The 23883-nt window shown below is 59.2% G+C and carries 22 protein-coding genes and 1 pseudogene; 14 read left to right on the top strand and 9 right to left on the bottom strand.

The features are described 5' to 3' along the window. Positions 1-18 precede the first annotated feature (18 nt). From NWV16_RS15980 to NWV16_RS15960, 4 genes and pseudogenes are all read left to right on the top strand, one after another. Positions 19-1725 (top strand): ShlB/FhaC/HecB family hemolysin secretion/activation protein, encoded by a 1707-nt coding sequence (locus NWV16_RS15980; RefSeq protein ID WP_260519839.1) that lies wholly within the window; start codon positions 19-21, stop codon positions 1723-1725. A 24-nt stretch (positions 1726-1749) separates the two neighbouring features. Continuing rightward, a pseudogene (locus tag NWV16_RS15975) lies at positions 1750-2209 on the top strand (filamentous hemagglutinin N-terminal domain-containing protein); the annotation flags it as partial. Positions 2210-2283: 74 nt separating this feature from the next. After that, positions 2284-2613, top strand: a complete 330-nt coding sequence (locus NWV16_RS15965) for a hypothetical protein (RefSeq protein WP_260519837.1) — start codon at positions 2284-2286, stop codon at positions 2611-2613. 30 nt (positions 2614-2643) lie between these two features. Next, positions 2644-3120, top strand: coding sequence for a hypothetical protein (locus NWV16_RS15960; RefSeq protein WP_260519836.1), 477 nt, complete (start codon positions 2644-2646; stop codon positions 3118-3120). A gap of 60 nt (positions 3121-3180) precedes the next feature. On the opposite strand, the gene NWV16_RS15955 is transcribed toward NWV16_RS15960, so the two are convergent. Both NWV16_RS15955 and NWV16_RS15950 read right to left on the bottom strand, forming a co-directional pair. Next, on the bottom strand, positions 3181-4224 hold the full coding sequence (locus NWV16_RS15955; RefSeq protein ID WP_260519835.1) for an LLM class flavin-dependent oxidoreductase: 1044 nt from the start codon (positions 4222-4224) through the stop codon (positions 3181-3183). Positions 4225-4291: 67 nt separating this feature from the next. After that, positions 4292-4777: a flavin reductase family protein gene (locus tag NWV16_RS15950; RefSeq protein ID WP_260519834.1), complete on the bottom strand. Its 486-nt coding sequence runs from the start codon at positions 4775-4777 to the stop codon at positions 4292-4294. Between the two features lie 322 nt (positions 4778-5099). Between NWV16_RS15950 and NWV16_RS15945 the strand changes: the two genes are divergently transcribed. Together NWV16_RS15945 and NWV16_RS15940 are read left to right on the top strand one after the other, a co-directional pair. Beyond that, entirely contained in the window at positions 5100-6506 is a 1407-nt protein-coding gene (locus NWV16_RS15945) for a cytosine permease (RefSeq protein ID WP_260519833.1), read from the top strand. Between the two features lie 254 nt (positions 6507-6760). Beyond that, positions 6761-7861: a polyamine ABC transporter substrate-binding protein gene (locus tag NWV16_RS15940; RefSeq protein WP_260519832.1), complete on the top strand. Its 1101-nt coding sequence runs from the start codon at positions 6761-6763 to the stop codon at positions 7859-7861. Positions 7862-7903: 42 nt separating this feature from the next. Here NWV16_RS15940 and NWV16_RS15935 read toward each other — a convergent pair whose 3' ends face one another. Then, on the bottom strand, positions 7904-8881 hold the full coding sequence (locus NWV16_RS15935) for a TerC family protein (protein WP_260519831.1): 978 nt from the start codon (positions 8879-8881) through the stop codon (positions 7904-7906). Between the two features lie 187 nt (positions 8882-9068). Here NWV16_RS15935 and NWV16_RS15930 point away from each other — a divergent pair, with 187 nt between their 5' ends. Continuing rightward, positions 9069-10022: a Dyp-type peroxidase gene (locus NWV16_RS15930; RefSeq protein WP_260519830.1), complete on the top strand. Its 954-nt coding sequence runs from the start codon at positions 9069-9071 to the stop codon at positions 10020-10022. 37 nt (positions 10023-10059) lie between these two features. On the opposite strand, the gene NWV16_RS15925 is transcribed toward NWV16_RS15930, so the two are convergent. Then, entirely contained in the window at positions 10060-11772 is a 1713-nt protein-coding gene (locus NWV16_RS15925) for an amidase (RefSeq protein WP_260519829.1), read from the bottom strand. 138 nt (positions 11773-11910) lie between these two features. Continuing rightward, positions 11911-12699: a helix-turn-helix domain-containing protein gene (locus NWV16_RS15920; RefSeq protein ID WP_260519828.1), complete on the bottom strand. Its 789-nt coding sequence runs from the start codon at positions 12697-12699 to the stop codon at positions 11911-11913. Positions 12700-12783: 84 nt separating this feature from the next. On the opposite strand from NWV16_RS15920, the gene NWV16_RS15915 reads away from it, so the two are divergent. The 6 genes from NWV16_RS15915 (at position 12784) to NWV16_RS15890 (ending at position 17516) form a co-directional block, all read left to right on the top strand. Beyond that, entirely contained in the window at positions 12784-13782 is a 999-nt protein-coding gene (locus tag NWV16_RS15915; protein WP_065259820.1) for a bile acid:sodium symporter family protein, read from the top strand. Positions 13783-14163: 381 nt separating this feature from the next. Continuing rightward, entirely contained in the window at positions 14164-15489 is a 1326-nt protein-coding gene (locus NWV16_RS15910; protein ID WP_260519827.1) for a saccharopine dehydrogenase C-terminal domain-containing protein, read from the top strand. 28 nt (positions 15490-15517) lie between these two features. Then, the gene (locus NWV16_RS15905) at positions 15518-16240 is read left to right on the top strand and encodes a hypothetical protein (protein WP_065259822.1); all 723 of its coding nucleotides are present in this window, start codon (positions 15518-15520) and stop codon (positions 16238-16240) included. A 27-nt stretch (positions 16241-16267) separates the two neighbouring features. Beyond that, positions 16268-16981 (top strand): hypothetical protein, encoded by a 714-nt coding sequence (locus NWV16_RS15900; protein WP_260519826.1) that lies wholly within the window; start codon positions 16268-16270, stop codon positions 16979-16981. A gap of 14 nt (positions 16982-16995) precedes the next feature. Continuing rightward, on the top strand, positions 16996-17334 hold the full coding sequence (locus NWV16_RS15895) for a hypothetical protein (RefSeq protein ID WP_082302414.1): 339 nt from the start codon (positions 16996-16998) through the stop codon (positions 17332-17334). A 17-nt stretch (positions 17335-17351) separates the two neighbouring features. Next, a complete protein-coding gene (locus tag NWV16_RS15890; RefSeq protein ID WP_065259824.1) occupies positions 17352-17516 on the top strand; it encodes a rubredoxin in 165 nt (54 codons plus the stop codon). A gap of 6 nt (positions 17517-17522) precedes the next feature. Here NWV16_RS15890 and NWV16_RS15885 read toward each other — a convergent pair whose 3' ends face one another. After that, positions 17523-18128, bottom strand: coding sequence for a response regulator transcription factor (locus tag NWV16_RS15885; protein ID WP_260519825.1), 606 nt, complete (start codon positions 18126-18128; stop codon positions 17523-17525). A 113-nt stretch (positions 18129-18241) separates the two neighbouring features. Here NWV16_RS15885 and NWV16_RS15880 point away from each other — a divergent pair, with 113 nt between their 5' ends. Continuing rightward, entirely contained in the window at positions 18242-19861 is a 1620-nt protein-coding gene (locus tag NWV16_RS15880) for a hybrid sensor histidine kinase/response regulator (RefSeq protein ID WP_260519824.1), read from the top strand. A gap of 8 nt (positions 19862-19869) precedes the next feature. Here the strand turns inward: NWV16_RS15880 and NWV16_RS15875 are convergent, their stop codons facing one another. From NWV16_RS15875 to NWV16_RS15865, 3 genes are all read right to left on the bottom strand, one after another. Next, complete coding sequence (locus NWV16_RS15875; RefSeq protein WP_065259826.1) at positions 19870-20184, bottom strand: hypothetical protein; 315 nt, start codon at positions 20182-20184, stop codon at positions 19870-19872. Positions 20185-21286: 1102 nt separating this feature from the next. After that, entirely contained in the window at positions 21287-22465 is a 1179-nt protein-coding gene (locus NWV16_RS15870; RefSeq protein WP_260519823.1) for a cystathionine gamma-synthase, read from the bottom strand. Beyond that, a complete protein-coding gene (locus NWV16_RS15865) occupies positions 22462-23838 on the bottom strand; it encodes a pyridoxal-phosphate dependent enzyme (RefSeq protein ID WP_260519822.1) in 1377 nt (458 codons plus the stop codon). Before NWV16_RS15865 ends, NWV16_RS15870 begins: the two co-directional genes overlap by 4 nt. Between the last annotated feature and the right edge of the window lie 45 nt (positions 23839-23883).

Genomic DNA, 23883 nt, shown 5'->3' with positions numbered 1-23883 from the left:
CGTCTCGAGGGATCGAACATGTCCTCACCCGCCCTCGTGGCGAGGTTGTGCCTGGCTTTGCTGTGCCTTTCTCCGCTTGATGCTGTATTCGCTGCACCCACCCCCGGTGACACCGACCTGATCCGCGACCGCCAGAACCGCCTGCTCGAAGAGCAGCAGCGGCGTCTCGAAGAACTGAAGAACCTGCCCGGCAAGGAAGCCCCACCGGTTAAACCGACAGCGCCGACCGATACGCGTTGCTTCCCGATAAAGGACATCGAACTCAAGGGCGCCGGCAGCCTTTCAGAGAGCGACAAGGCGCGCCTGCTCAAGCCTTACATCGGCCAGTGCCTGGGCGTGCCACAGCTCAATGAACTGCTGAAAGTCATCACCGACCATTACATCGAAAAAGGGCTGGTGACCAGTCGCGCTTATCTGCCGCAACAGGATCTGTCCGGTGGCCACCTGAAAGTATTGGTAGTCGAAGGCCGGCTCGAAGGCCTGAAGGGCGCCGAGAACAGCAAGCTGTCGGAGCGTGAACTGGCCATGGCCTTTCCCGGCAAAACCGGTGAGCTGGTCAACCTGCGCGAGATCGAGCAGATGGTCGATCAGCTCAACCGCCTGCCATCCAACCAGGCGAAGATGGAGTTGTCGCCGGGCAAGAACGTTGGCGGCAGCGAAGTGCTGGTCAACAACACGCCGCAAAAGCCCTGGCGTGTCGGTCTGTCGCGCAGCAACGATGGCCAGCGCAGCACCGGCGAGCAACAGTGGGGCACCACGTTCGACTGGGACAGCCCGTTGGGCCTGGCCGATCAGTTGAGCTTGCGCGGCGGTCACGATGCCATGACCGACCATCAGCACACCTCCAACAACGCCATGCTCAGCTACAACCTGCCGTGGGGCTGGTGGAACTTCAGCTACACCTACAGCCAGAGCGAATACCGCTCGCAGATCGCCGACAACGGCTACAACTTCAAGCAGACCGGCGACAGCGAGAACCACCAGTTTCGCGCCGAGCGGGTCATTCATCGCGATTCGGTGAGCAAGACCTCCCTCAGCACCGGGCTGTCCTACCTGCGCAGCAACAACTTCATCGAAGACAGCAAACTGCGCCTGAGCAGCAACCGCATCAGCGAAGCGCAGTTCGGCTTCAACCATGGACGTCGTGTCGGCAGTGCCTTCGTCAACTTCGACGCCGGCATGCAGCAGGGCATCGGCGCATTCGACGCCCAGGGCAGCCATGATCCGGGACCGGGCGAACCGGATGCGCGCTACCGCAAATACACCGCGACCCTGAGTTACCTGCAGCCGTTCAAGCTGTGGGGCGAGTCGCTCACCTTCAGCAGCCTGATGACCGGCCAGCGCAGCGAAGACGTACTGTTCAGCCCGCAACGCACGAGCCTCGGCGGACTTTCTTCGATCCGCGGTTACAAGGATCAGTCGCTGTCCGGCGACAGCGGCGGCTACTGGCGCAACGACCTGCGCTGGGCACGCCCGGTGACCGCCGAATGGCTGCGCCCGGTGTTCGCCGAATATGGCACCAGCGTTGGTTACGATCAGGGCGTGATTCGTAATGATCGCTACAACGGCGACCAGCACGGGCGCATGTCGAGCAATTCGCTGGAGTTGTTTGCGCGCGGTGAACACGTCGCCGCGACCGTGACCTTCGCCCATTCCCTGGAGCGACCGGCTGCGCTGACCGAGCGCGAAGCACCGATCTATTTCCGCCTCGACCTTTTTATCTAAAAACAATTCTTCGAGATCATCGACATGGATGTTCGCCAGTTTGCCTTTCTTGCAGGTCAGCCTTCTGCGGCTGTAAAAAACCGTGAGTCTTTCTGGGGCATGCCAAAACGCGGCATCGCGTTTTTGCTGGCGAACGTCATGTTCTGGCAGCCGATGTGGGCGCAGGCCGACGGCATTGTGGTGGCCAGCCCGGGGACGTCGCTGGATCGGGCAGGCAACGGCGTGCCGATCATCAATATCGCCACGCCCAACGGCAGCGGGCTGTCGCATAACCAGTTTCATGATTACAACGTCACGGCGCAGGGCCTGATCCTCAACAACGGCGCGAGCCAGACCTCTGCCACGCAATTGGGCGGGCACATTCATTGATAACCCGAGCCAGTTGCGCGGTTACACCGAAGTGGCCGGCCAATCGGCCCGGGTCATCGTCGCCAACCCCTACGGCATCACGAGCAACGGCTGCGGTTTCATCAATGCACCGAAAAAAAAGGGACAGATTTATTTGATTTAATAAATCTGTCCCCTTTAGATTTTTACCAACCCATACTGGACTCAAAGATGAATGATCTTAGGGATCTGAAAGACTGGAATTATCAGGTTCTGATGCTTGTTCAAGCAATGCTGGGTGCAATCACTCCAAACTTCAGGATGGTGGTTTTATCTCGAGATGAACATGGATGGTTGATCAAGTTTTATCTTGAGAAGGATAGCGAGGAGGACGCTGAAGAAGTGGAGGACATAGTGTGTCAATACGCCGCTTATCAGGACTCCTGCTTGAAGTGTAATTGGGTGGTTTCATTGGGCGCTGGCGAGCTCCCGATGCCTGCGCAAACAGACCGAGTTGTTTATCGACGAAAAGAAATTTTCGACCAGGACGCAAGCCAGTGACGGAGCCAATCGTTCGCAAGGATCCAGACAGTGAGTGAAGTGAAAAAATACCCGCGTCTGAAAGTGTTCCTTGCCTTTCTTCTCTGCCCACTGGTTCCAGGGTTTATCGCAAGCATCATCAAGACCCTTGCAACGATCTTCCATCTGGCCATGAACCCACGGCTGATGGGCGAGGTCGTGGGAGGGGAGTTGATGTTGATGCCGTTCCTCGGCCCCTTGCTCGCCGAGGTGGTGTTTCTTGTACCGTTTCTGGTGTTCGCGATGGTGATTGCACTGATGAAGGTCAAACGGACGGGCCGGTCCTGTTCCGTGATTGCACTGTCGGGTGCCGCGTTGGCGACTTTATGGGTGACACCGTTTGTCCTGGCCGTTGTATCGGACGTTAAGGGAGCGACCTTTTCCGATGAGATGTTCGGAATGGTCGTACTGTTCGTCACGGCAATGGCAACATGCTGGCTGACAGCGCGCTTCTTTCTGCCTGATCCGACAGAGCCATCGTTGCCTTGAACCCCCCAAATGAAAACGCCCCGAACATCTCGGGGCGTTTTCATATACCGGGCAGCAGATTTATCGAAACGCCGGCACCACATGCTTGATAAACAACTCCAGCGACTTCTTCTTCTCCGCATGCGGCAAGCTGTTGTCGCACCAGAAACTGAACTCATCCACCCCCAGTTCCTGGTAATACTTGATCCGCGGAATGATTTCTTCCGGCGTGCCGATCATCGCGGTCTTGTGCAGGCTCTCCAGTTCAAACTCCGGACGTCCGGCAAATTTCTCTTCCGGGCTCGGGGCGAGGAAGCCGTTGACCGGGGTTTCCTTGTTGCCGAACCAGGCGTCGAAGGTGCGGTAGAAGCGTGAGATGGCTTTGGCGCCGACCTTCCAGCCTTCCGGGTCGTCCACTGAATGCACGTGGGTGTGACGCAGCACCATCAGTTGTGGGCGCGGTACATCCGGGTTGTTGTCCAGTGCGGTCTGGAATTTGTTTTTCAGGTCGAGGACTTCTTCATCGCCCTTCATCAGCGGCGTGACCATCACGTTGCAGCCATTGGCCACGGCGAAGTTGTGCGAGTCCGGGTCGCGGGCGGCGATCCACATCGGCGGGTTGGGTTTCTGGACCGGTTTCGGCACGCTGGTGGAGGTGGGGAACTTCCAGATATCGCCATTGTGGGCGTAGTCGCCTTGCCACAGGGCGCGGACCACCGGAACCATTTCCCGCAACGCCTGGCCGCCGCTGGAAGCAGGCATGCCGCCGGCCATGCGGTCGAATTCCACCTGATAGGCGCCGCGGGCCAGACCGACTTCCATCCGGCCGTTGCTGATCACGTCGAGCAGGGCGCATTCACCGGCGACCCGCAGCGGGTGCCAGAACGGCGCGATGATGGTGCCGGCGCCCAGGTGAATGGTGGTGGTTTTGGCGGCGAGGTAGGCCAGCAGCGGCATCGGGCTCGGCGAGATGGTGTATTCCATGGCGTGGTGTTCGCCGATCCACACGGTGCTGAAACCGCCGGCCTCGGCCATCAACGTCAGTTCGGTCAGGTCTTCGAACAGTTGACGGTGGCTGACGCTTTCGTCCCAGCGCTCCATGTGTACGAACAGGGAAAATTTCATGACGCTACCTCGAATCTCTTGTGGTCGGCCGGTCGCTTGCCGGCCTGTTCATGTGCAAACGTGTGAGTCAGGCGAAGGCGGGCAGGGCGCCCATCTTGCCGTGGCAGTACACCAGCGGGCCGTTGTCCTGTTGGGGGACGATGAGGTTTTTCACCGCGCCGACCATGATGGCGTGGTCGCCGCCTTCGTATTCGCGCCACAGCTCACATTCGATGATAGCTGTCGCGTTGGCCAGGATCGGGTTGCCCAGTTCGCTCAGCGTCCACTCGATGCCCTGCGCCTTGTCCTTGCCTTTGCGGGCGAACGCGTAGGCTTCGCTCTGCTGTCCGCCGGACAGCACGTGAATGGCAAAGCGTTTGTTCTTGATCAGGACGGGATAGGAGTCGGAGCTGTAGTTGGGGCAGAACAGCACCAGGGCCGGGTCCATCGACAGCGAGCTGAACGCGCTGGCGGTCAGGCCGACGATCTGGCCGTGGTCATCAAGCGTGGTGATGACGGTGACGCCGGACGGGAACGAGCCCATGACTTGTTTGTAGACGGCAGCATCGATCATTGGTCAATCCTCGAGTGCGGTGAAGCGTGTTTTTATTCGTTTGTTGGCCTGATGGTATACCGTAATACATCGATTGCAAGCGCTTTTTTGGTGAAACGATAAACGTGGTGCATTCGTCTGAAACTCAACATTTACGGGGCTTTCGGCTAGCCGTAAAGCCGGGCGATCGGGGAGGATGCCGGATCAGTTGTCGTCGCAAACAGCGGATCAGTCTTGTGAAAATGATGGAATACCATAATATGGTGTTCATCTGAGGGGCGACCAGAAACGTCCCCGGTTTGGCTTCATACAACGATAAGAACAGACCCAATCGAGTTCATATATGTCCCAGATGTCCCGGCAAGATCCGTTGATCGAGAATCACACGGTCGACTACGTCCCACTCGCGGAACGCCACGGGAAGGCCCGCGACCTTTTCACCCTTTGGTTCAGCACCAACATTGCGCCACTGCCCATCGTCACCGGCGCCATGGTGGTTCAGGTGTTTCACCTCGACCTGTTCTGGGGGCTGCTGGCGATTGCGCTGGGGCACATGATCGGCGGCGTGGTGATTGCCCTGGCGTCGGCGCAAGGTCCGCGCATGGGCATTCCGCAGATGGTGCAGAGTCGTGGTCAGTTCGGGCGTTATGGTGCGCTGCTGATTGTGTTCTTCGCGGCGATCATCTACATCGGTTTCTTCATTTCCAACATCGTGCTGGCCGGCAAGTCCATTGTCGGCATTGCGCCGTCGGTGCCGGCGCCGATGAGCATTCTGATCGGCGCCCTGAGTGCCACGGCCATCGGTGTGATTGGCTACAACTTCATTCACACCCTCAATCGGATCGGCACCTGGGTGATGGGGAGCGCGCTGCTCGCCGGTTTCATCTACATCTTTGCCCATGACTTGCCGGCGGATTTCTTCACCCGTGGCAGCTTCAATCTGTCGGGGTGGCTGGCGACGATGTCGCTGGGGATCATCTGGCAGATCAGTTTCTCGCCGTACGTGTCCGACTACTCCCGTTACCTGCCGGCGGAGATCGGTATCAGCAAGCCATTTATCGCGACTTATCTGGGCGCCACGCTGGGCACGATTTTGTCGTTCACCTTCGGCGCGGTAGCGGTGCTGGCGACGCCGGAAGGCACCGAGGCGATGGCGGCGGTCAAGCAGTCCACCGGTTGGCTGGGGCCGATTCTGATGGTGCTGTTCCTGCTCAACATCATCAGCCACAACGCGTTGAATCTGTATGGCGCGGTGCTGTCGATCATCACCTCGATCCAGACCTTCGCCAGCCAGTGGACACCGAGCATCAAGGTGCGAGTGATCCTGTCGAGCGTCGTGCTGGCGGGTTGCTGCGTGGTGGCGCTGGGGGCGTCGGCGGATTTCATCTCCGAGTTCATCGGCCTGATTCTGGCGCTGCTGTTGGTGTTGGTGCCGTGGGCCTCGATCAACCTGATCGACTTCTACCTGATCAAGCGCGGCCGCTACGACATCGCCTCGATCTTTCGTGCCGATGGCGGAATTTATGGGCGTTTCAATCTGCACGCGATCATTGCCTATTTCATCGGCATCATTGTGCAACTGCCATTTGCCAACACATCGTTGTATGTCGGCCCGTACGCCAATCTGGTGGAAGGCGCGGACCTGTCGTGGCTGGTCGGCCTGATCGTGACCTGTCCCTTGTATTACTGCCTGGCGACGCGCGGGCAGACACAGCAGAGCAGGGCGGCACGTTTGGGTTTCACTGACTGATCGCCTGCACAGCTGGTTCACGCAATGCCCGGCCATTCGCCGGGCATTGTCGTTTCAGCATTCGGGTGGTCACGCAAATTGGCCATTTCGATCCCCTTTTGGCCAATCGGCTACTGTGCGCGTCGACCATGCTCGGCAAAAATCGAAGCCACAACTAAAGGCTGCACCTTCCTTGCCCTTGGCTGATCTGACAGCCGCTGCCGTGTACAGAACATAAAAACCATCGACTCACGCTGCATTCGGGGAAACACAACATGGTCACGATGAAACGCATTCTGGGCGCCACTGTCTGCGGGCTGACGCTGCTGGCCGGCGCCGTCCAGGCCGAACAGCGCGAACTGCGGGTGTACGACTGGGCGGATTACATTCTGCCGTCGGTGCCCAAGGACTTCGCCGCCAAAAGCAAGATCAAAGTGACCTGGGACACCTTCGACACCAATGAATCCCTCGAAGCCAAGCTGCTGACCGGCAACTCCGGTTACGACCTGGTAGTGCCGTCGAACCAGTTCCTCGATACCCAGATCAAGGCTGGCGTGTTCCAGAAACTCGACAAGTCCAGACTGCCGAACTGGAGCCATCAGGATCCGGCGCTGCTCAAGTTGCTCGATTCCAATGATCCCGGCAATCAGTACGGCGTGCCCTATATGGTCGGCACGGTGCTGATCGGTTTCAACCCGGCCAAGGTCAAGGCCGCGCTCGGCGAGAACGCACCAGTGGACAGCTGGGATCTGGTGTTCAAACCCGAGAACATGGAAAAACTGAAATCCTGCGGCGTAGCGATGCTCGACTCACCCTCGGAAATCCTGCCGCTGGCCCTGCATTACCTCGGCCTCGATCCAAACAGCCAGAACCCGGCCGACTATGAGAAAGCCAAGGACCTGATGCTCAAGGTTCGCCCTTACGTCACCTACTTCAACTCGGCCAAGTACATGACCGACATCGCCAACGGCGACATCTGCGTGGCCATCGGTTACTCCGGCAGCTTCTACCAGTTCGGCAACCGCGCCAAGGAAGCGAAAAACGGTGTGGTGGTCGACTGGCGCCTGCCGAAGGAGGGCGCACCGATCTGGTTCGACACCTTCGCCATTCCGAAGAGCGCGAAGAACGTTGAAGAAGCCCACGAGTTCCTCAACACCTTGCTCGATCCGAAGGTCATCGCCTCGATCAGCGACTTCCTCGGCTACCCGAATGCCAACAAGGATTCGCTGCCGCTGATCAACAAGGAAATCACCGACAACCCCAATCTGACACCGACCAGCGAGGCGCTGAAGACGCTGTATGTGGTGCAGCCATTGCCGCAGAAACTGGAGCGGGTGCGGACACGGGTGTGGACCAGCATCAAGTCCGATAAGTAAGTTCAAAGCCGAGGGAGCGAGTCCCGTTCGCGCCCTCGGCTGTTATTTCGCCTGACTTTCCTCAGGCGATTTGTCCTTCGTCAGCACCAGACTGAGCAACACCGACGCCAGAATCAGCCCGCCGACAATCGCCAGCGACCACTCCACCGGCATGTGAAACCACGGCATCGCCGTCATCTTCCCGCCGATGAACACCAGCACCAGTGCCAGCCCGTATTTGAGCAGGTGAAAGCGGTCGGCCATGTCCGCCAGTAGAAAGTACAGCGCCCGCAGGCCCATGATCGCGAAGATGTTCGAGGTGAAAATGATGAACGGATCGGTGGTCACGGCGAAGATCGCCGGGATGCTGTCGACCGCGAACATCAGGTCGCTGGCCTCGATCAGCACCAGCACCAAAAACATCGGCGTGGCCCAGCGCACGCCGTTCTGCAATATGAAAAAGCGCTCGCCGTGAAAGCCGTTGGTGATCCGCAGATGCCCGCGCACCCAGCGCAGCAGCGGATTGTTATCGAGGTCCGGTTGCTGTTCGGCGAACACCAGCATCTTGATCCCGGTGATGATCAGGAACACGCCGAACACATACAGCAGCCACGTGAACTGCGACACCAGCCACACCCCGGCAAAGATCATCGCTGCGCGCATCACGATCGCCCCGAGCACGCCGTACAGCAGCACCCGGCGGTGCAATTCCGGCGGCACGGCGAAGTAGCCGAAAATCATCACGAACACGAACATGTTGTCGATCGACAGCGACTGCTCGATCAGATAACCGGTGAGAAATTCCAGTGTCTTGCGCTGGGCGATTTCGGAACCGAATTCGCCATTGAGGTACCACCAGAGCAGCCCGGCAAAGGCCAGCGCAAGCATGCACCACGCAATCACCCATGATGCGGCTTCGCGCACCGAGACCCGATGCGCCTTGCGCCCACCGAAGACAAACAGGTCGACGGCCAGCATGGCGAGGACAAACACGATGAAGGCGGCCCACATCCAGGGTTCGCCGATATTGATGGGGTGCATGTCGTTCTCCCTGTCTTTATGTTGTTCGGGGTAGACGAGGCCATGCTGGAAGGGAATTGCGACGAAGAAAAATCGTTTATTTCGCGGGTATTGTTCGTGAAAAACGAAGTGTCAGGTGAGAAGGCGTGGCGCAGGTCATATTTCATTGAACACTTCTTTGCTAACCTCGCTGTCGAGCCAGTCCACCATGCCAGGAGCGACGATCATCGACACGCCAGATCCTCAAGCCGTCTGCAGCCCGATCACCAGCGCTGCGATATTCATCGTCGCGACCCTCAACGCCGAAGCCGAGGCGGCCCGGAAGGTCCGCGACTGGTGCGCCGATATCGCGGGCCTGACGCGTTCGGTCGGCAAACGTGTGCCCTCGGGCAACCTGTCCTGCGTCTGCGGGTTTTCTTCTGGCGCCTGGGATCGCCTGTTCGGCAGTCCACGACCGGCGTCCCTGCACGACTTTCGCGAATTCGGCGTAGAAGGGCGGCGCGCCGTTTCCACGCCTGGCGATTTGCTGCTGCACATTCGCGCCGATCAGATGGATTTGTGTTTCGAACTGGCGACGCAGTTGATGTCAGCGCTGGACGGCGCCGTGACGGTGACCGACGAAGTACAGGGTTTCCGTTATTTCGACATGCGCAGCATCATCGGTTTTGTCGACGGCACTGAGAATCCGGTCGGTCGCAAGGCCGAGCATTTCACGCTCGTGGGTGATGAAGATCAGAGGTTCAGCGGCGGCAGTTATGTGCTGGTGCAGAAGTATCTGCACAACATGAAGGCCTGGAACGAATTGCCGGTCGAAGCACAGGAGCGGGTGATCGGGCGGACCAAGCTGTCCGATATCGAACTGGATGACGCGGTCAAGCCGAGCAACTCCCACAGCGCGTTGACGACCCTCACCAAGGATGGCGAGGAAGTGAAGATCCTGCGCGACAACATGCCGTTCGGCCGGCCAGGCGCAGGTGAGTTCGGCACTTACTTCATCGGTTACGCGCGTTCGCCCGAGCCGCTGGAGCAGATGCTGGAAAACATGTTCGTCGGCAAGCCGCCGGGCAACTATGACCGGTTGCTGGACTTCAGCACGGCGGTGACCGGCAGTCTGTTTTTCGTGCCTTCGGCGGATCTGCTGGAAGAACTGGCGGAGCGATAAAAAAACGGCGGGATCGATTGATCCCGCCGTTTTTCATTTACCGGCCTGCCGACAGAGGTGGCGTGCGCGGCGGAACCTGGCGTTTCGAACCGGTCGCCTCGAACGCCGCTGCCAGGCGCAGCAGTGACGAATCGTCATAGGCCCTTCCGGCGAAGGTCAGACCGACCGGCATGCCGATGTCGGCCATCACGCCCATCGGCACGGTGACGGTCGGCACGCCGAGGTGGCGGATCGCGAGGTTGCCATTGGCGACCCAGATGCCGTTGCTCCAGGCGATGTCCGCCGAAGCCGGGTTGACGTCGGCGTCCGCCGGGCCCACGTCGGCGTTGGTCGGGAACAGCACGGCGTCGAGGCCGAGGCGATCCATCCAGTCTTCGAGGTCGAGCTTGCGGGTTTTCTCCAGACCGCGCAGACCGTCCGGCAGCGTCGGAATCTGATCCCATGGCGTGATGCCGCGCTCGGCCATGCGCACGTATTCATCCATGCCGGCGGCGAGGTCGCCTTCACGGTTGGGCAGGGTGCCGGGGTCGTGGGGGAAGATTTTCGGCCCGTCGACGTCCGCCAGTCGGTTGAGTTTCGGGTCACCGTTGGCGCGCAGGAAGTCATCGAACGCCCACGCCGACAGGTCCCACAGTTCGTGGTGCATGAACTCTTTGGAAACGATGCCGCGATTGAACACGGTCGGTGCGCCCGGACGATCGCCTTCGCAGTTGGAGACCAGCGGAAAATCCACTTCGATCACTTCAGCACCGGCGGCCTCAAGGGCCTGACGGGCCTGTTTCCACAGATCAATTACCGAGGCGCGGGTGTTGATGCGTTGCCCGGTCGGGCCGCCGATGCCCGGTGCTTCGCTGGTGCCGGCTTCGGGGTCGGCGTTGATGTACATGCGCGGCACGCCCAGGCGCTTGCCCGCCAGAGCATCACTTTTCACCGCCAGATCAAGGTAGGAAGCCGGACGCACCGAAGCGACGCTCGGGATCGGCACCCAGGGTTGCAGGCGCCACAGGTCGCCACGGGGGTCGGTGTCTTCGGCGACGACGACGTCGAGCACTTCCAGCAGGTCGGCCATGGTGCGGGCGTAGGGCACGACCACGTCCATGGTCGGCGTCAGCGGCCAGTTGCCGCGCACCGAGATCACTCCGCGCGATGGCGTGTAGGCGCACAAGCCATTGTTGGATGCCGGGCCGCGACCGCTCGACCAGGTTTCTTCCGCCAGACCGAACGCCGAGAAGCTTGCAGCGGTGGCGGTACCGGCACCGTTCGACGAACCGGAAGCAAATGGCGCCGTCAGATAGGCGGCGTTGTACGGGCTTTCGGCACGGCCATAGACCCCGCGCTGCATCCCGCCATTGGCCATCGGTGGCATGTTGGTCTTGCCCAGGCAGATCGCGCCGCCCGCCCGCAGGCGCTCGATGGTGAATGCATCGCGCTGGGCCACCAGATCGGCGAACGCCGGGCTGCCGGACGCAGCGGTCAGGCCTTTGACCAGATAGCTGTCCTTGGCGGTGTAGGGGATGCCATCCAGCGGACCGAGGGTTTCGCCCCTGGCGCGGCGGGCGTCGGAAGCCTGAGCTTCTTTCAAGGCTTCGGGGTTGCGCACGATCACCGCGTTCAGGGCGGTGGCGGTGTCCGGGCCGTCATAGGCATCGATGCGCGCCAGATAGGCCTGGACCAGTTCAACCGCGGTGGTCTGGCCGGATTCGAGCGCCGAGCGCAGTTGAGCAATGGAGACTTCAGTGACTTCGATCATGCTGTTACCGCCGACAGGTTCGCTAAAGGGTGGTTGATCATTGTTATCGTCGAAACGTGTCAATCATTCTTGATGGACGAAACTCTACCCTGAAGTTTGCCGAATGGCATGTCCTAATTCGATAAATATCGACAAAAATCAGCGAAAAAATTCTCCGGGCGTCTCGCCAAACTGCTGGCGAAAGGCGGCGATGAAGGCCGATGTCGAATCATAACCGCAGGCCAGAGCCACTTCAGTGACTCGTTCGCCGCGTTCCAGCGGCGTCAGCGCGCCCAGCAGGCGCAAGCGTTGACGCCAGGCACGGAAGGTCAGGCCGGTATCACGCAGGAACAGGCGGCTCAGGGTTTTCTCGGTGACGCCGAACTTCTCGCTCCAGTGATTGAGTGTGGTCTGCTGTTCCGGATGTTGCTCCAGACTTTGGTAAATCTGTCGCAAGCGGATGTCCTGGGGCAGCGGTAGCATCAGCTCGATTTGCGGGGCTTCGGCCAATTGATCGAGGATCACCTGCGCCAGGCGTCCGTGAGGGCCGCTCTGGTCATACTCGACAGGTATCTGACTGAAGGCCCGGATCAGTTCCCGCAAAAGATCACTGACACCCAGCACGTGACAACGCTCCAGCGCCCGGCTTGCCACGCTGCAATCGATGTAAAGGCTGCGCATTTCCGTGTGCGGTGAACTGAATACCCGATGCGGCATACCCGCCGGAATCCACACGGCCCGTTCGGGTGGTGCGACGAAACGACCGGCGGCGGTCTGCACTTCGAGCACGCCCTGGATCGCGTAAGACAATTGCACCCACGGATGACTGTGGCGGCGGGTCAGGGCGCGATTGGGCAGCGATTCTGTGCGCCCATACAAGGGACGCGGCAGACTGGGCAGCCCGGGAATGCTGCGTCTGACGCTTTTGTCATGTCCTTTTGGCGGCATCTCGCGGCTCTTCGGCGTTAGTCGGTAATTTCCAGTCACGTTAGAGTCGCTTCCACGTACTGGCAACCCCCGGATGAGCAAACCATGACGCGCCCCAGATTCCTGCCCGACAACTTCACACTGACCCTGATCGCCGTGGTGCTGCTCGCGAGCTTCCTGCCCGCCAGCGGCCAGGTCGCGGTCGGCTTCGGCTGGCTGACCAATATCGCGATTGCGCTGCTGTTTTTCCTGCACGGCGCCAAGCTGTCCCGCGAATCGATCATCGCCGGCGCCGGTCACTGGCGCCTGCATCTGCTGGTGTTCGGCCTGACCTTTGTGCTGTTCCCGCTGCTGGGCCTGGCGCTCAAGCCGCTGCTGTCGCCGATGATCGGTGACAGTTTGTACATGGGCATGCTCTACCTGTGCGCGTTGCCGGCCACGGTGCAATCGGCGATTGCCTTTACTTCGCTGGCCCGGGGCAATATTCCGGCGGCGATCTGCAGCGCGGCGGCGTCCAGTCTGTTCGGGATCTTTCTGACGCCGTTGCTGGTAACGCTGTTGCTGAATGTTCACGGTGATGGCGGTTCGACCGTCGATGCGATCCTGAAAATCAGCGTGCAACTGCTCCTGCCGTTCATCGCCGGTCAGATCGCACGCCGCTGGATCGGCGCCTGGGTCGGACGCAACAAGCACTGGCTGAAATTCGTCGATCAGGGTTCGATTCTGCTGGTGGTCTATGGCGCGTTCAGTGAAGCCGTCAACGAAGGCATCTGGCATCAGATCCCGGTGATCGACCTGCTCGGCCTCGTGGTGGCCTGCTGCATCCTGCTGGGGCTGGTGCTGTTGGCATCGACGGTGCTCGGCAAGCTGTTCGGCTTCAACCTGGAAGATCGCATCACCATTCTGTTCTGCGGCTCGAAAAAGAGTCTGGCCACCGGTGTGCCAATGGCCCAGGTGTTGTTTGCCGGCAGCACGATCGGTGTGCTGATTCTGCCGCTGATGCTGTTTCACCAGATCCAGTTGATGGTCTGCGCTGTGCTGGCGCAGCGTTATGCGAAGCGACAGGAGACTGTTCAGGCGTTGATGGCGCAGGTGGATCCGTAAGGCAGAAATGAGTGGCGCTCGTGACGAGCGCCGCCGGCTTTCGAGTTTTTTCAGGATAATCAACAAGTTGTGTTTGTCAGGGAGATGAAAACTCGAAATATGCTTTGAAATATATTGAAAAAAACTCCCACAGGGGGGTTGTCACACTATCGGTGCGTGTTTAGGATCCAATCTCAAATCAATACAAGCCTGGACAGGAAGTCCAGCTGCGCAGGGATTTATGGACAGCGAAATTCCCTCTTCTTCATTTTCATGAACGGTCGCTGATTGGCCGATAGTTCATCTTCCAGAAAACCAAGATCATCTTGACGCCACACGGCGATTCAAGCGGTTGACTGTGTTTCCAGGACTGGAAACGGAATTGTGGCAGGGACTCTACACATGAAGAAAATAAACCGGATCGTCATTGTCGGTTTTGGCAGTATTGCCCAGGCTTTGATGCCGTTGTTGGTTACGCGATACGACGCTGAAATCATTGTTTTCGATAAAACAGTCGATGAAGTCAGGCAGTCGATTGCCGATGAGTATTCGGCATGTCTGATCAGAAAATTGATAACGCCGCGAAACTTCAAAGAGGTGATCGGGCATCACCTGAATGAAAACACGTTTCTGCTGAATCTGGCAGTGTCGGTTTCGAGTGAGGCGCTGATTGCGCTGGCTCAGAGCTTCCAGTCTCTGTATCTCGACACGTGCATAGAACCTTGGGAGTACAGCGCCGAGCAGGATTCAAATCTGACGAGCAATTTCTCGTTGCGCGAAAGTCTGAAGTACTTTTCCAGCGATCGACCGCGTGAAAGCGCTACCGCGATCGTGGCGCATGGGGCCAATCCCGGTTTCATTTCTGTGCTTCTAAAAAAGGCACTGACGCACATGGCCGCCCTGAACGGCATCACTTTTGACGGCACCCGGCAACAGGACTGGGCAGGATTGTCCCGGCAACTGGGCATCCGGGTCATACAGATATCGGAACGTGATACTCAATTCGCCAATGTCGAACGATCATCGGGTCACTTCGTGTGCACCTGGTCTGTGGACGGCTTGATAACCGAATGTCTGCAACCGGCTGAAATGGGTTGGGGCAGTCATGAAACTCAAGTGCCTGAGGGCGCGACGTTGAACGGTTATGCGCTGGCGCTGAAAGAGCAGGGGCGTGAGATCAGGGTCAAGAGCTGGTCGCCGAACTGTCTGGACTTTACCGGCTATTTGCTGACTCACAACGAATCGTTGTCCATCGCCGAGTACCTGACTCTGGGGGATGCCTACCGGCCTACCGTCTATTACGCCTATCACCCTTGTGATCAGGCCGTGGAGTCGATGAGTCTGTTGACTGACGGAAATGAAGAGCGTGTTCTTTCCAAGGAGGTGCTGAAAGAAAACATCCTCTCCGGCATCGACGAATTGGGCGTTTTTCTGATCAGCGATAAATACCCGTCACTGTGGATGGGGTCGAACCTCTCTATCGGCAAAGCGAGGAACATGGCCCGGCACAACAGCGCCACCAGCCTGCAAGTCGTGTCGAGCATCGTTGCAGGAATGGCGTGGGCGCAGGCTCACCCGCAAGCGGGCGTACTGGAAAGTGAGGCGCTGGACTGGAAATTTGTTTACGACATCGCCGAGACGTATTGGCAGCCGATCGTTTGTCAGCAGATCGACTGGCGTCCGACAAATGCGTCAGATTCCCTCTCGTTCAATCGCTTCCTGGTGTAATCCCACTGTCAAAATCAAGGATGAATGTATGTCGATGTCCATCGGATCGGTAACGCGTACCACACCAGAAGCTTCAGCCGTTCTGTCCGGCTTCAGGTTCCCGCCGGTAGAACTGGAAGATTCGCAATGGCAGGAATGGAAAGAGATCTTCTTTGACTCGGTGATCACTGAATACGATGCCCGACGTCTGTACTGGTATCTGGAAGCGAACTATCCGCAGGTGTTCGCGAGTCTGCAGGATGTGCTCAATCCCTGGCTGAAGGATGAGATCGATCATGCTTATGGGTTTGCGCTGATCTACGCAGCCTATACCCGCATTCCTTTTGACGAAGTCTCGTTGAGTGTCGAACTTCGCAAGCCCGACTTCAGTATCATCGAGTCTATAGCTGCCGACCCGCTGAAACTTCTGGTGACACTGGCGTACGACGAGATCATCACGACGCATGTCTATCACCGAAGTATCGAAAGTTATGATCGTTTCGACTCTCAACAGTTATCCGCCTGGATACGCAAGACGAAGAAAGACGAAGTCACCCACTTCTTTTCGTTTGTAAAGAAAGCCAGAGAGCTGTTTCCCCATCGAATGGATGAGATTCCGGCGATTCTGGACGAGATATTCCAGATCGATTTCGAGAAGCCCAGCTACACGGGAACTTTTGTTCTGGATCACAATGCGCCGGACTTCCCGATTGCCAAACACGAGATCAAGGACATGATCATTCCGGCAATCATCAAGAAGTTCAGTGAGTGACAACGTCAGGCACAAGGAAGGTGGGGCATGGAAGCGGCGTTTCTGAAAAAGCGTAATTGGAGTTCCAGGGCGATCTTTGAAGACATCAGTTCCAGCGGGTGGGTCAATCCGGGCATTGATGCGTCGTTCAGGGAATTTTTCATGGCCGACCTCGTTTCCGAATACGACTCCATAAATCTTTACAACTTTCTCTATCCGAAACGCAGGGAGTTTTCGCCTTATTTCGTGCAGTACCTGGATTTCTGGTACGCGGATGAACGCAACCATGCGGACGGCTTCTTTGAACTGAACCGGCTGGTTTTCGGTACGGGGGAAGCTGAACTGGTCAATGCACTGAAACACCGGGTTGGCGACTTTTCAGGTCTGGAAGACATCTTGTCGAGTGAGTTCAATCTGTTGCTGCTGTTTGCCTACGACGAATATGTCTCGGTCAAGACCTACAAGAAGGACACCTTCTATCAGGATTTCGGTCATTCAGGCTTCAACAGCTGGATCAAGAACCTGATCGCCGATGAAGCGATTCATTTCGGCAACGCGGTGAAGATCCTGAAGACCTTCCATGCCGACAGGCTTCATCAGGCCGAGGACGTGTTGAACGCTATCGCGGGATTCGAGGGGGAGGCTTACAAAAACACGTTTCTGTTCGATCACGACGGGCCGCACTTTTTGCTTGAAAGCGATGAGGTTGGTGGTGCCGTGATTGATGAAATTCTCTCCATACTGCAAAAGAGGTCACTGTGAAGAAGGAATATTACATCGTCGTGGCTCTTGTGCTGATGGTCTTTGGCGAGATCCTGACGATCTACAGCGAGGTTTACGCCTCGAAACTTCCGGGTCGGGTCATGGAAACGCCGTCCATGTTCTTCAAGCCCATGTTCCTGATCTGCATCGCCGGCATCAGCCTGATTCTGGCGTATTGGCTGGGCTACCAGGGGACAGGCAATATCTGGGTCGTGACGGTCGCTTCCCTGACGTTGCTGCTGGTGCTGGAACCGATCGTCATCTACGCCATGCTTCGCGAATTGCCGGAGCGGGGAGCGTTGATCGGTTTCATACTTGGCGCAGCAGGGCTGATTTCAACCGTGGCACTTTAAGCAAAAGGAGATTGTTTATGTCGACGCAAGACGCTATCAAGACCTGCACGGTATGTGGATATGAGTACGATCCGGCGGTGGGCGATCCGCAGAACGGGATCGCGGCGGGTACCCCCTGGGAGGACGTGCATGACGATTGGCTGTGCCCCGATTGTCAGATGCCCAAGGAGGATTTCGAATAACGGCTGTCAGCCCGCCCCACTGTACTTCACCGCCGCTGCGGCTCGTGACGATACGTTCAAGGTACGCAGCAAAGACGACACATGAATCCGCACCGTGAACGGCGAAATGTCCAGTTCACGGGCGATTTCCTTGTTGGTTTTGCCCTGGGCGATCAGCCTTAATACCTCTTGCTGACGCGGGGTGAGGGCTGTGCCGGTTTCCAGCGGCAGAAGACCGGAAGGCGTGTATTTGACCAGCACTTCGCCTTCGCGGATCGCCAGGATCGCCTGGCCGATGTCGTCGGGGGTGATGTTCTTGCCGATGAAACCATCGATTCCGGCGGCCATGACCTCGCCGATCAGCGCCTCGTCATCCACCATCGATACGGCGATCAGCGTCGTGCGCGGCAAGCGTCGCCGCAGTTCGCCGAGCTGGCTGACGCAGGTCAGGCCGGGGAACCGCAGATCCAGAATCAGGGTGTCGGGCTCATCGCCGGATGGCAGCAAGGCGAGCACCGCCTCCAGATCGCCGGCTTCTTCGATCTGCGCCTCAGGTAACAGACGACTTACCGTGCGCACCATCGCTTCGCGAAACAGCGGATGATCGTCGGCTATGATGATTCGGCATGTCATGGCGCAACCCTCCCTGGGTCGATTGTTCTCACGGCGTGCACCTTAGCATCCGGCGAAGGCGTTGCCTGTCGGCTCCTGCTGAATCTGACGATTGCCGCACAAGGACGTTCCCCATGAAGTTCGAAAAGAACACCGAGCTCGACCAGGCCAATCTGCGCATCATCATCGCCAGTATTGCGCTGGTTTACATGGCCGTGCTCGGCTTCCTGCCGGGCCAGCGCTTCGATACTTACCTGCCGGTGATCACTTACATTGCCCTGTTTCTACTGGCCTCTGTCGGGCTGCGTCAGGCCATCGTACGTTGGCCGGGGCATTATCCGGCGCGGCGGATTTTCGGCATGATCCATGATTACACCGGCACCAGTTTCGGGCTTGTGGTGGGTGGTGAAGCGGCGCTTCCTATCTATGCCGTCATGGTCTGGGTCAACCTTGGCAACGGCATGCGCTACGGCTCGCGCTATCTGGCGATAGCCACGGTACTGGCCTTGCTGGCGCTGCTGGCGGTCTATCGGCTGACGCCGTACTGGCAGGCGCAACCGTTCATGGTGGTGATGCTGATGATCACCAGTACGGTGATTCCGGTGTATGCACACCTGTTGCTGGAGCGCACGCGCAAGGCTTCCGAAGAGGCGATTGCGGCGAATCTGGAGAAGTCGCGATTCCTGGCCCAGGCCAGTCATGACCTGCGTCAGCCGATCCATTCCATCGGACTGTTTACCGCGTGTCTTCGCGAGTCGCGGCTGGGCGAGGACGAACGGCGGCTGGTGGACAACATTGACCGGTCGTTGCTCAACGTGTCGCAGCTTTTCCGCTCGATCCTCGATCTCTACACCCTCGATAACGGCCGGGTTCAACCAAGGATGCAAACGCTGGAGCTGGGACAATGGCTGACGGATCTCATTCGCCAGAATGCCGAAGCCGCCCGTTGGGCCGGGGTGGATCTGCGTCTGCACCGTTGCGAGCATTGGGTGCGCTCCGACCCGGCCTTGCTGGCGACCATGGTGCAGAACGTGCTGTCCAACTGTTTCAAATATGGCGCGCAGCGGCCGGTGTTGGTGGGCGTTCGTAGAAAGGGGGCGGGGTTGGCCATCGTGGTGTATGACCGTGGCAGTGGCATCGACGAAGAGCATTTGCCGAGGGTTTTCGAGGAGTTTTATCGGGTTCGTCAATTGCGCGACAAGGACGTTGAAGGCGTGGGGTTGGGCCTGTCGATCGTCAAGCGGCTGGGGCAGATGATTGGCGTCGATGTGCTGATTCGCTCGCGGCTGGGGCACGGGACGGCGGTGACGCTGCAGGGCTTGTCACGGGCGGCGCCGCAGTTACCGGTCAGTCGAGACGAGGTTCGTCAGGCCGGCCTGCTGACGGGATTGAAAGTGTGTCTGGTAGAGGATGATCGCAACGTGCTGCTGGCGACCTCGGCGTTGCTGGAGCGCTGGGGTTGCGTCGTGCAGGCCGAACTGACGGGGCAGGGGCTGGTCACCGACTGCGACATCATCGTTGCCGACTATGACCTCGGTCAGCACAGCACGGGTATCGAGTGCATCGATGAAGTTCGTCGTCAGCGGGGTTTTGCGGTGCCGGCCATGATCATCACCGGGCATGACATCGAAAAAATCCAGGCGGCCCTGCATGACCGCCAGATTGCCATTTTGTCCAAGCCGGTGCGCCCGGCCGAGCTGCGCGCGACCTTGCGTGCGCTGCGCGACCGGCACACCGAAAGTGTCAGTGTTTAGCAGCCGGATCAGCGGCCCGGAATCGGCGATGCGCCTTTTGGCAGGCAGGTCAGTGGGGGTGACATGATGCCCATGCTGGCGACTGCGACGATCGCCCCGCTGGGCAGCTCACAATTGTATTCGCCGGCAGCGGTGTAGGCGGTGTAGTAGGTGAGCGTGCTGTCGTTGCGGACATTGGCGATTTTGCTGACCGGCTGACCAATGACGGTCTGGGCCCGTTCGCGCATGCTGTCTTCGGTAGGCTTGGCGGTCTGGCAACCGGTGGCGCCGATAAGCAGGGCACCGAGCACGGTGATTCTGGCGAAGTTTAGGTAAAGGTTCATGGTGTTGCTTCCTTGGTGTTGTTGTTTTTCCAGGCACAACAATCCCGCGCACTGCGCAGCGGCAATGTTGGGGCGTGTCGGGGGTTGCGAGGAAATATAACGCCAGGGAACGGGGTGGTCGATTAGCACAAATGTGCTAGTGCGGCGCAGCCAATGGGTGACTGCACCGCACAACAAGGTCTTATTGCGGACTGTTGAACTGGTCTGAATAGCTGCCGGTCATGAGCGCGGAGGCTACCTGGTCGGAACCCACGCCACGGCGAGAGTAGGCGAGCCGTCTGGCGTCCACCTTGTCTGCTCCATCGGAAGCTACTGCGCCAGCCCCCACGTGATCGGCCCCATCGGAAGCTACTGCGCCAGCCCCCACGTGATCGGCCCCATCGGAAGCGACAGCGCCGGCACCGACGTGATCCGAACCATCCGAGGCAACCGACCCTGCACCCACATGATCCGCCCCGTCAGACGCCACAGCCTGCGCCTGCGCTGCCCAGACTTCAGGCATTACTACCACCGTTGCCGCAAACGCCAGGAGCATGCCTGACCAAAGTTTGTGTTTCATGATTTTCTCCACGACCCATCAGCCACAAGGCATCCGAGCATTCGCCGTCGGTTGACGGTGTGGCTCGTTGGCCCGGGGTTAGCCAGATTGGCGATTGGCACGGGTGCGCTGCGAGGCGCACGGGTGTCGACGTTTTGCATGAAACCTGAACAGCTAAGCGAAAAAGTATAGTTCGCCCCGATCGGGAGGCAGGTCCCGGGAGCGCGAAAGCGATAGTCGGTTCACTTCCTTGCAGGCGAGCGCTAGAAAACAATCAGTCTAAAAACCGCGTAGCGCGCAGCGGTGTGTTTGCTAGGCTCAAACATGTAGGCGAAGACGCAGACTGATGCGCAAGCGGATAGCGAGGAAGCGTTGGGCGCGTTCCGAAGGGTACACGGTTAGAAAGAACCCCGCGCTGGGTTCCAGCCCTTATGCCGTGTGAAGCAGCAGAGCACATTGCCTGTACTGTGGGAGTCCTGAGAAACCTCGTAAGCCAGAGACCAGCACTGGCCGCCTACTCGAACACCAAAGCCCGCTTCGTGCGGGCTTTGACGTTTCTGCGGATCAGATGCTGGCCAAAGCCTGTGCCAGATCCGCCCGCAGATCCTCGATATCCTCGACGCCCACCGACAGGCGCACCAGGCTGTCACCGATGCCGAGTCTGGCGCGGGTTTCGGCCGGGATGGTCGCGTGGGTCATGATCGCCGGGTGCTCGATCAGGCTTTCCACACCACCGAGGCTTTCGGCCAGGGCGAAGATCTGCACGTTCTCCAGGAAGCGCCGGGCGCCTGCCAGATCACTGTTCAGATCCAGAGAAATCATCCCGCCGAAACCGCGCATCTGACGCTTGGCCAGTTCATGCTGCGGATGGGATTCCAGGCCCGGGTAGTAGACGCGTCTGACCTGCGGTTGTTGCTCCAGCCAGCGCGCCAGTTCCAGCGCGTTGCTGCAATGGCGTTCCATGCGCAGCGCCAGGGTCTTCACACCGCGCAGGGTGAGGAAGGCGTCGAACGGCCCGCTGATGGCGCCAACGGCGTTTTGCAGGAAGCCCAGACGTTCGGCGAGTTCAGGATTGTCGCCCACCACCGCGATGCCGCCGATCACGTCGGAATGACCGTTCAGGTACTTGGTGGTCGAGTGCAACACGATGTCGAAGCCCAGTTCCAGCGGACGCTGGATCCACGGGCTGGCGAAGGTGTTGTCGGCCACGCAGATGATCCCGCGGGCCTTGCAGATGCGCGCGATGGCGGCGAGGTCGGACAGGCTCAGCAGCGGGTTGGTCGGCGTTTCGACCATGACCATGCGCGTGTCGTCCTGCAGCGAGGCCTCGAACGCCGACAAGTCGGCCAGATCGACGTAGCTGAAGCGGTGCCCGGCGCTGCGCTGGCGCACTTTGTCGAACAGTCGGAAAGTGCCGCCGTACAGATCATTGCCGGAGACGATGTGCGAGCCGGCATCGATCAGTTCGAGCACGGTGGAAATCGTCGCCAGCCCGGAAGCGAACGCGAAGGCCCGGGTGCCGCCCTCCAGATCCGCCACGCAGCGCTCCAGGGCAAAACGCGTCGGGTTGTGCGAGCGGCCGTAGTCGAAACCCTTGTGCACGCCTGGGCTGTCTTGCAGGTACGTGGAGTTGGCGTAGATCGGCGGCATCAGCGCGCCAGTGGTCGGGTCCGGCGTCTGCCCGGCGTGGATCACGCGAGTGGCGAAACCCTGCGGGCGGGCGTTCTTGTCGTGCTGACTCATGCAAGGGATCTCCGTAGTTGGTTGAGCATGTCGACGCGGGTGATCAGGCCGTGGAAGCCCGAAGCGTCGGCAATGATCGCCACCAGGCCGCTGCTGAGTACGGCTTCCAGTTCAGCCAGGGTCGCGGCGGGGGCGAGGGTTTGCAGTTTGTCCGTCATCGCGCCGGCGACGGGTTTGCTGAAGAGCGTGGCATCTTCGTGAACGCGCACCAGAATGTCCGATTCGTCGATCACACCGACCAGTTGCTTGCCTTCCACCAGCACCGGCAATTGCGATACATCCGCCAGGCGCATGCGCTGGAATGCGGTCATCAGGGTGTCGTCCGGGCCGACGCTGACCACTTTGCCGTCTTCGAAACGTCGGGCGATCAGGTCACGCAGGTCGCCATAGCGTTTGCGTTGCAACAGGCCCTGGTCGGTCATCCACTGGTCGTTGTAGACCTTCGACAGATAGCGGGTGCCGGTGTCGCAGACAAAGCTGACCACACGTTTCGGTACGGTCTGTTCACGGCAGTAACGCAGCGCGGCGGCGAGCAGGGTGCCGGTGGACGAGCCACCGAGAATGCCTTCGGAGCGCAGCAACTGGCGGGCGTGATCGAAGCTTTCTTCGTCGCTGATCGAGTAGGCGCTGCGCACGCTCGACAGGTCGGTAATCGACGGAATGAAGTCTTCGCCGATGCCTTCCACCGCCCACGAACCGGCAGTGCCGAGGTGCTTGCTGCGGCTGTATTCGGCCATGACCGAACCGACCGGGTCGGCCAGTACCATCTCGAGGTCCGGTTGTACGCGTTTGAAGAAACGGGTCAGGCCGGTCAGCGTGCCGGCGGAACCGACGCCGACTACGATGGCGTCCAAGTCATGCTCGGTCTGCGCCCAGATTTCCGGCGCGGTGCTGCATTCGTGGGCCAGCGGGTTGGCGGGGTTGTTGAACTGGTCGGCGAAGAACGCGCCGGGAATGTCTTTCGCCAGACGGGCGGCGACGTCCTGATAGTACTCGGGATGACCCTTGCCGACATCGGAACGGGTGATGTGCACTTCGGCGCCCATGGCCTTGAGGTGCAGGACTTTTTCCGTGGACATCTTGTCTGGCACCACCAGCACGACGCGGTAGCCCTTGGCGCGGCCTACCAATGCCAGGCCCAGACCGGTATTACCGGCGGTGGCCTCAACGATGGTGCCACCGGGTTGCAGACGGCCGTCGCGCTCGGCGGCGTCGATCATTGCCAGGCCGATACGGTCCTTGATCGAGCCGCCGGGGTTTTGTGATTCGAGTTTGAGGAACAGGGTGCACAGGCCGGTATCGAACCGGGTGACTTGTACCAGCGGAGTATTGCCGATCAGCCCAAGTACGGCAGGGCGTGATTCCTTTGACATTTCTTCACCTCTTTGCGGTGTTGATCGCGTTCCAATCGCGGGGGA

Source organism: Pseudomonas sp. BW7P1, assembly GCF_024981055.1.
GTDB classification, from domain to species: domain Bacteria; phylum Pseudomonadota; class Gammaproteobacteria; order Pseudomonadales; family Pseudomonadaceae; genus Aquipseudomonas; species Aquipseudomonas bananamidigenes.
The sequence above is the reverse complement of the archived record's forward strand: the minus strand, read 5'-3'. Positions and strand labels throughout refer to the sequence as shown.

Excerpts from the sequence above, each read along its gene's own strand:
- NWV16_RS15980 (WP_260519839.1), top strand. The coding sequence starts at position 19 with ATGTCCTCACCCGCCCTCGTGGCGAGGTTGTGCCTGGCTTTGCTGTGC.
- NWV16_RS15965 (WP_260519837.1), top strand. The coding sequence starts at position 2,284 with ATGAATGATCTTAGGGATCTGAAAGACTGGAATTATCAGGTTCTGATG.
- NWV16_RS15955 (WP_260519835.1), bottom strand. The coding sequence starts at position 4,224 with ATGAAATTTTCCCTGTTCGTACACATGGAGCGCTGGGACGAAAGCGTC.
- NWV16_RS15950 (WP_260519834.1), bottom strand. The coding sequence starts at position 4,777 with ATGATCGATGCTGCCGTCTACAAACAAGTCATGGGCTCGTTCCCGTCC.
- NWV16_RS15945 (WP_260519833.1), top strand. The coding sequence starts at position 5,100 with ATGTCCCAGATGTCCCGGCAAGATCCGTTGATCGAGAATCACACGGTC.
- NWV16_RS15940 (WP_260519832.1), top strand. The coding sequence starts at position 6,761 with ATGGTCACGATGAAACGCATTCTGGGCGCCACTGTCTGCGGGCTGACG.
- NWV16_RS15935 (WP_260519831.1), bottom strand. The coding sequence starts at position 8,881 with ATGCACCCCATCAATATCGGCGAACCCTGGATGTGGGCCGCCTTCATC.
- NWV16_RS15930 (WP_260519830.1), top strand. The coding sequence starts at position 9,069 with ATGCCAGGAGCGACGATCATCGACACGCCAGATCCTCAAGCCGTCTGC.
- NWV16_RS15925 (WP_260519829.1), bottom strand. The coding sequence starts at position 11,772 with ATGATCGAAGTCACTGAAGTCTCCATTGCTCAACTGCGCTCGGCGCTC.
- NWV16_RS15920 (WP_260519828.1), bottom strand. The coding sequence starts at position 12,699 with ATGCCGCCAAAAGGACATGACAAAAGCGTCAGACGCAGCATTCCCGGG.
- NWV16_RS15915 (WP_065259820.1), top strand. The coding sequence starts at position 12,784 with ATGACGCGCCCCAGATTCCTGCCCGACAACTTCACACTGACCCTGATC.
- NWV16_RS15910 (WP_260519827.1), top strand. The coding sequence starts at position 14,164 with ATGAAGAAAATAAACCGGATCGTCATTGTCGGTTTTGGCAGTATTGCC.
- NWV16_RS15905 (WP_065259822.1), top strand. The coding sequence starts at position 15,518 with ATGTCGATGTCCATCGGATCGGTAACGCGTACCACACCAGAAGCTTCA.
- NWV16_RS15900 (WP_260519826.1), top strand. The coding sequence starts at position 16,268 with ATGGAAGCGGCGTTTCTGAAAAAGCGTAATTGGAGTTCCAGGGCGATC.
- NWV16_RS15890 (WP_065259824.1), top strand. The coding sequence starts at position 17,352 with ATGTCGACGCAAGACGCTATCAAGACCTGCACGGTATGTGGATATGAG.
- NWV16_RS15885 (WP_260519825.1), bottom strand. The coding sequence starts at position 18,128 with ATGACATGCCGAATCATCATAGCCGACGATCATCCGCTGTTTCGCGAA.
- NWV16_RS15880 (WP_260519824.1), top strand. The coding sequence starts at position 18,242 with ATGAAGTTCGAAAAGAACACCGAGCTCGACCAGGCCAATCTGCGCATC.
- NWV16_RS15875 (WP_065259826.1), bottom strand. The coding sequence starts at position 20,184 with ATGAACCTTTACCTAAACTTCGCCAGAATCACCGTGCTCGGTGCCCTG.
- NWV16_RS15870 (WP_260519823.1), bottom strand. The coding sequence starts at position 22,465 with ATGAGTCAGCACGACAAGAACGCCCGCCCGCAGGGTTTCGCCACTCGC.
- NWV16_RS15865 (WP_260519822.1), bottom strand. The coding sequence starts at position 23,838 with ATGTCAAAGGAATCACGCCCTGCCGTACTTGGGCTGATCGGCAATACT.